Here is a 7,082-nt window from a genome sequence, read left to right on the forward strand (position 1 = left end):
ATGAAATCCTTCGACTGGGGCAACCCGTATCCTTCCGTACGCATCCCGCTGTTCGCGCGCAACGTGGTCTCCACGTCGCATCCGCTGGCAGCCCAGGCGGGGCTGCGCATGCTGCTCAAGGGCGGCAATGCCGTGGACGCCGCCATCGCGGCCGCGGCCACGATCGTCCTGGTCGAACCCGTGTCGTGCGGCCTGGGCGGCGATTGCTTCGCCATCGTCTGGGATGGCAAGGAACTGCATGGCTTGAACTCGTCGGGCGTGGCGCCCGCCGCCTGGAACACCGAATACTTCAAGGCCAAGTACGGCACGGGCCCGGACGGCCTGGCCATCCAGCCCAAGCGCGGCTGGGATGCCGTGACGGTGCCGGGCGTGGTGGCCGGCTGGGCGGCGTTGCACGAGAAGCTGGGCAAGCTGCCGTTCGAGCAACTGTTCGAACCCGCCATTGAAATCGCCGAGCGCGGCTATGCCGTGCCGCCGGTGGTGGCGCACAAGTGGGCCGCCGCCGCGGACGAACTGAAGTCGCAGCCGGGCTACGCCCAGGCTTTCCTGCCCGAAGGCCGCGCGCCCAAGGTGGGCGAGCATTTCCGTTTCCCCGATGCCGCCAACACGCTGCGCCGCATCGCCGAATCCAAGGGCCGCGACTTCTATGAAGGCGAACTGGCCGAACGCATCGCCGCGTTCAGCAAGGAATGCGGCGGCGCAATGACGCTGGAAGACCTGCGCAATTACCGTCCGGACTGGGTCAAGCCCATTTCCAAGTCGTACCGCGGCTACGAGCTGCACGAGATCCCGCCGAACGGGCAGGGCATTGCCGCGCTGATCGCGCTGGGCATCGTGGAACGCTTCGATATGTCGGACATCCCCGTGGATTCCGTGCAGTCGCAGCATATCCAGATCGAAGCCATGAAGCTGGCCTTCGCCGACCTGTACAAGTACGTGGCCGATCCGCGCGCCATGCAGGTCACGCCCGAGCAAATGTTGTCGGATGCCTACCTCGACAGCCGCGCCAAGCTGATCCGCCTGGACCGGGCGACGCACGCCGAGGCGGGCCGCCCGCACGCCGGCGGCACCATCTACCTGACCGCCGCCGACGAGAACGGCATGATGATCTCGTTCATCCAGTCGAACTACATGGGTTTCGGGTCGGGCGTGGTCGTGCCGGGCACCGGCATCAGCATGCAGAACCGTGGCGTGGGTTTCTCGATGGATCCCAAGTCGGCCAACGTGGTCGAAGGCGGCAAGCGCCCGTTCCACACCATCATCCCGGGTTTCCTGACGCGTGGCGGCAAGCCGGTCATGAGCTTCGGCGTGATGGGCGGCGACATGCAGCCCCAAGGCCACATGCAGACGGTCGTCCGCATGATCGACTACCACCAGAACCCGCAGGCCGCCTGCTGCGCGCCGCGCTGGAAGGTCAACCGCGACTTCACGCTGGACATCGAGACCAACATGAAGGCGTCGACCATTGCAGGCCTGAAAGACCTCGGGCATGCTTTGAAATCCGTTGACGATCCCTACATGGACTTCGGCGCCGGCCAGTTTATCTGGCGCATGTCCGAGAACGACAACGAACTGGGTTACGTCGCCGCCAGCGACAGCCGTCGCGACGGCCAGGCGGTCGGCTTCTAAACGTTAGGTTCGCAAGCAACAAGGGGAAAAACACAATGAAACGCTTGACCATGACCTTCGGCGCCAGCTTGCTGGCGCTGGCCGCGGGGGCCGCGTGCGCCCAGAACATCCGGATCGGCCTGCAGGAAGACCCGGACGTGCTGGACCCGCACCGCGCCCGCACGTACGTGGGCCGCATCGTGTTCACGTCGCTGTGCGACAAGCTGGTGGACATTGATCCCAAGCTGCATTTCGTGCCACAACTGGCCACGTCGTGGACGTTCAGCCCCGACAACAAGGTACTGACGTTCAAGCTGCGCGACGACGCGCTGTTCCATGACGGCTCGAAGTTCGACGCCGCGGCCGCCAAGGCCAACCTGGAACGCGCGATGACGCTGCCGGACAGCCTGCGCAAGGGCGAACTGGGCTCGGTTGAAAAAGTGGACGCGCCCGACGCCACGACGCTGGTGCTGACCTTGAAGAAGCCGGACGCCACCTTGCTGGCGCAGCTGTCCGACCGCGCCGGCATGATGTTGTCGCCCAAGACCTTCACCGACGCCGACGTGGCCGCCGTGGGCCGCAAGCCCGTGTGCTCGGGCCCGTACAAGTTTGTTGAACGCATCCAGAACGACCGCATCGTGCTGGAAAAATTCGACCAGTACTACGGCGCCAAGGACTACGCGTTCAAGCGCATTACCTTCCTGCCGATCCCCGACACGACGGTGCGCCTGTCGAACCTGCGCGCGGGCGACCTGGACATGCTTGAACGCCTGAACCCGTCCGACGCGCCGCAAGTCAAGACCGACGCCAGCCTGACGTTCGCCCCGGTGGCCGGCCTGGGCTTCCAGCAGTTCATGTTCAACGTGGGCAACGGCAAGCGCGCCGAAGACAACCCGTTCAAGAACAAGCTGGTGCGCCAGGCGTTCCAGTACGCCATCGACCGCAACGCCATCAACGAAGTGGCCGGCGGCGGCATCTTTGAACCGGCGCAGCAGCCGTTCCCGCCCGCAAGCCCTTATCACAGCGACAAATTTCCCGTCACCCAGCGCGACGTGGCGAAGTCCAAGGCGCTGCTGAAACAGGCCGGCATGGAACGCGTGAAGGCGGAACTGGTGTTCGGCAACAACACGACCACGTCGTCGATTGCCGAAATCGTGCAGGCGATGGCGTCCGAGGCGGGCTTTGACCTGTCGTTGCGTCCGACGGAATACGCGGCGCTGCAAAAGGAAGCGTCGGGCGGCAACTTCCAGGTCGTCATGCTGGGTTGGTCGGGCCGGGTGGATCCGGACGGCAACATCCACGCCTTCGTGACGTGCAAGGGCGCGCTGAACGACGGCCACTACTGCAACCCGGAAGTGGACAAGCTGCTGAACGAAGCGCGCACCGTCCCTGACGAGACGCGCCGCAAGGCCATCTACGAGCAGGCAATGACCATCATCCAGGACGAGCTGCCCGGCGTGTACAACTACTACCAGCCGTGGCCCTTCGCGATGGGCAAGAAGGTCAAGGGCTTCACGCCGTACCCGGATGGCATGATCCGCCTGAAGGGCGTGACGTTCGCCCAGAAGTAAGGACGAGGCGCGGCGGCCCCAGGGCTGCCGCGCGCGTTGGACGCGGCAATGCGTCCTTTGGCTTTTCGCGGCGGACGCGCGCCAGGTGATGTTGGCCGGACGCCGTCCGCCGTTCCTGTTATACGGTTTTCCCCACATGCTTAAACTCATCTTGCGCCGCGTGATCGTCGCGATACCGACACTGATACTGGTGTCGATGATCGTCTTCATGCTGCAAAAAATCCTGCCCGGCGACCCGGTGCTGACCCTGGCCGGCGAAGAGCGCGACCCGGCCGTCCTGGACTATCTGCGCGACAAATACCGCCTGAACGACCCCTTGCCGATGCAGTACGCGGCATGGGCCGGGCAGGTGCTGCAAGGCGACCTGGGCAAGTCGCTGCGCACCGACGTGCCGGTCACGACGCTGATCGCGCAAAAGCTGCCGGTGACGTTGCAACTGGCCGCCATGGCGATGTTCTTTGCGCTGTTGATCGGCATTCCCATGGGGATCCTCGCCGCGGTGCGCAAGGGCAAGCCCATCGAAATGGGGGCGAACATCGCGGCGCTGTCGGGCATGTCGATACCCAACTTCTGGCTGGGCATCATCCTGATCATGGTGGTGTCGGTGCAATGGAAGCTGCTGCCGGCATCGGGCTATGTGTCGCCCGCCGAAGATTTCTGGCTGTCGATCAAGACCATGCTGATGCCGTCGCTGGTGCTGTCCACGGCCATCGCCGCGTACCTGATGCGGCATACGCGTTCGTCGATGCTGGAAGCGTTGTCGGCCGACTATGTGCGCACGGCGCGCGCCAAGGGCGTGTCGCCGCGCCAGGTGGTGTTGCGCCACGCGCTGCGCAATGCCTTGATGCCGATCGTGACGCTGGTGACGCTGCTGTTTGGTGAATTGCTGGCCGGTGCGGTGCTGACGGAACAGGTCTTCACGATTCCGGGCTTTGGCAAGCTGGTGGTGGACGCGGTATTCACGCGTGACTACGCGGTGGTGCAGGGCGTGGTGCTCTGCGTGGCGGTGGGTTTCATCCTGATGAACCTGCTGGCCGACATCCTGTACATCCTGGTCAACCCCCGCCTGAGGCACTCATGAGCGCAACCACGACAACTCCGGCAACGGCCGCTGCCGTCACGCTGCCCCGCAGCCGCAACCGCGCCTGGGGAAAATTCAAACGCAATCACATCGCGATGCTGGGCCTGGCCATCGTGGCGTTCTTCGTGCTGCTAGCGGTGCTGGCGCCGTTCATCGCCAACCACGACCCCTTGCAGACCAGCTTCACCACCATCCGCAAGGCGCCGTCGGCGTCTTACTGGCTGGGCACGGACGAGCTGGGCCGCGATATTTTCAGCCGCATGGTCTATGGCGCCCGGGCGTCCTTGATGGCGGGCCTGGTGTCGGTGCTGATCGCCTTGGTGGTCGGGGTGCCGTTCGGCTTGGCCGCCGGCTACTTCGGCGGCTGGACGGACAGCATCATTTCGCGCGCCACGGAGGCGTTGCTGGCGATTCCGTTCCTGATCCTGGCCATCGCGCTGGCGGCCTTTCTGGGGCCCAGCCTGACGAACGCGATGATCGCCATCGGCGTGTCGGCCGCGCCCAAGTTCGTGCGCTTGACGCGCGGGCAGGTGCTGGCGGTCAAGAATGAAGACTATGTGCAAAGCGCTCGGGCGCTGGGCGCATCCGACTTGCGCATCATCGGCCGGCACGTGTTTCCCAACGTGATGCCGCCGCTGATCGTCCAGGCCACCATCACGATCGCTACCGCCATCATCGCGGAAGCCAGCCTGTCCTTTCTGGGCCTGGGATTGCAGCCGCCGACGCCGTCGTGGGGCTCGATGCTGAACACGGCCAAGAACTTCATGACCCAGGCGCCCTGGATGTCGATCTTCCCCGGATCGGCCATTTTCCTGGTGGTGCTGGGCTTCAATCTGCTGGGTGACGGGCTGCGCGACGCGCTCGATCCGCGTCAGGAAAAGTAATCACTATGGCAACCATGGATCCCAAACGCGTCGTTCAGGTCAATGACCTGACCGTGCGCTTCAAAACGCCGGACCGCACGGTCGAAGCCGTGCGCAATGTCTCGTTCCACGTCGATCGTGGCGAAACCCTGGCCATCGTGGGCGAGTCGGGTTCGGGCAAGTCGGTGACATCACTGGCGCTGATGCGCCTGGTGGAGTACGGCGGCGGCAAGATCGTCAACGGCGACATGTTCTTGCGCCGCCGCAATGGCGACGTGCTGGATCTGGCGCATGCGCCCGACACCACGCTGCAACGCGTGCGTGGCGCCGACGTGGCGATGATTTTCCAGGAGCCGATGACGTCGCTGAACCCCAGCTTCACGGCGGGCAACCAGATTGCCGAGGCCTTGCAGCTGCACCAGGGGCTGGACGCGGCCGGCGCGCGCGCGGAAACGCTGCGCATGCTGGAACGCGTGCGCATCCCCGAGGCCCGCGCGATCCTGGACCGCTATCCGCACCAGTTGTCGGGCGGCATGCGCCAACGCGTGATGATCGCGATGGCGCTGTCGTGCAAGCCGCAGCTGCTGATCGCCGACGAGCCGACGACCGCGCTGGACGTCACGATCCAGGCGCAGATCCTGCAACTGATCCGCCAGTTGCAGGAAGAAATGGACATGGGTGTGATTTTCATCACGCACGATATGGGCGTGGTGGCCGAAGTGGCCGATCGCGTGCTGGTGATGTATCGCGGCGACAAGGTGGAAGAGGGCGGGGCGGACGAGATCTTCGCGCGTCCGCAGCACGCCTATACGCGCGCCTTGCTGTCCGCCGTGCCGCGCCTGGGCGCCATGCATGGCACCGACGAGCCCGCGCCGTTCCCGCTGCTGAAGGTGGAGGAAGCCGCCCGCGTCGCCGATCCGGCCGCGCTGGTGGATGCGCCCGTGGCGGCGCCGACGACCGTCCGGCGCGAGAACGGGCCGGTGCTGAAGGTGCGCGACCTGACCACCAGTTTCGATATCACCGGCGGCATTCTGGGCCGGGTGCAAAAGCGGGTGCACGCGGTCGAGAAAGTCAGTTTCGACCTGTACCCCGGCGAGACCCTGTCGCTGGTGGGCGAGTCGGGCTGCGGCAAGACCACGACAGGCCGGTCGTTGCTGCAACTGGTCAAGAGCAAGAGCGGCACGATCGAGTTCGACGGCAAGAACATCGGCGCCCTGCGCGGCAGCGCCATGCAGACGTTGCGCCAGCACATCCAGTTCATCTTCCAGGATCCGTTCGCGTCGCTGGACCCGCGGATGACGGTGGGCTATTCCATCATGGAACCGCTGTTGATCCACGGCGTGGCCCGCGGTAAGGCTGCGCAGGACCGCGTGCGCTGGCTGATGGACAAGTGCGGCCTTCAGCCAGAAATGATCGACCGCTATCCGCACGAGTTTTCAGGCGGCCAACGCCAGCGCATCTGCATTGCGCGAGCGTTGGCGCTGAATCCCAAGGTGGTGATCGCGGACGAGTCGGTGTCGGCGCTGGACGTGTCGATCCAGGCCCAGATCGTGAATCTGCTGCTGGATCTGCAACGCGAACTGGGTGTGTCGTTCCTGTTCATTTCGCATGACATGGCGGTGGTGGAACGGGTGAGCCACCGGGTGGCGGTGATGTACCTGGGGCAGATCGTCGAGATCGGACCGCGCCGGGCGATCTTCGAGAATCCGCAGCATCCGTATACGAAGAAGCTGATGGCCGCCGTGCCGATCGCGGATCCGCAGCGGCGGCATCGGGAGCGGTCATTGCTGGTGGACGAGATTCCCAGCCCGATGCGCAAGCTGGGGGATGATCCGTTGGTCGAGCCGTTGGTGGCCGTGGGGGAGGGGCATTTCGTGGCGAGACATTCGATTGGGGTTTATTGAGGCCTGATTTGGGTTCTTGAGACGCGCTCGGCATCGGGGCGGGGGCGGGCGCGGG

5 protein-coding genes are annotated in these 7,082 nt (G+C 64.9%); all 5 read left to right on the top strand.

Features of this window, described 5'->3' with window-relative positions:
- Positions 1-1,629 carry a gamma-glutamyltransferase gene (ggt, locus tag CQ050_RS28200; RefSeq protein WP_105560134.1) on the top strand — a complete coding sequence of 543 codons (1,629 nt, stop codon included), beginning with the start codon at positions 1-3 and terminating at the stop codon, positions 1,627-1,629.
- Positions 1,630-1,664: 35 nt separating this feature from the next.
- Positions 1,665-3,179 carry an ABC transporter substrate-binding protein gene (locus CQ050_RS28205; RefSeq protein WP_105560135.1) on the top strand — a complete coding sequence of 505 codons (1,515 nt, stop codon included), beginning with the start codon at positions 1,665-1,667 and terminating at the stop codon, positions 3,177-3,179.
- A 136-nt stretch (positions 3,180-3,315) separates the two neighbouring features.
- Complete coding sequence (locus CQ050_RS28210) at positions 3,316-4,260, top strand: ABC transporter permease (RefSeq protein WP_105560140.1); 945 nt, start codon at positions 3,316-3,318, stop codon at positions 4,258-4,260.
- A complete protein-coding gene (gene nikC / locus CQ050_RS28215) occupies positions 4,257-5,144 on the top strand; it encodes a nickel transporter permease (protein WP_105560136.1) in 888 nt (295 codons plus the stop codon). Before CQ050_RS28210 ends, nikC begins: the two co-directional genes overlap by 4 nt.
- A 14-nt stretch (positions 5,145-5,158) precedes the next feature.
- A complete protein-coding gene (locus CQ050_RS28220; RefSeq protein WP_105560141.1) occupies positions 5,159-7,027 on the top strand; it encodes a dipeptide ABC transporter ATP-binding protein in 1,869 nt (622 codons plus the stop codon).
- Positions 7,028-7,082 lie beyond the last annotated feature (55 nt).

Source organism: Achromobacter sp. MYb9 (genome assembly GCF_002975275.1).
Taxonomy (GTDB): domain Bacteria; phylum Pseudomonadota; class Gammaproteobacteria; order Burkholderiales; family Burkholderiaceae_B; genus Achromobacter.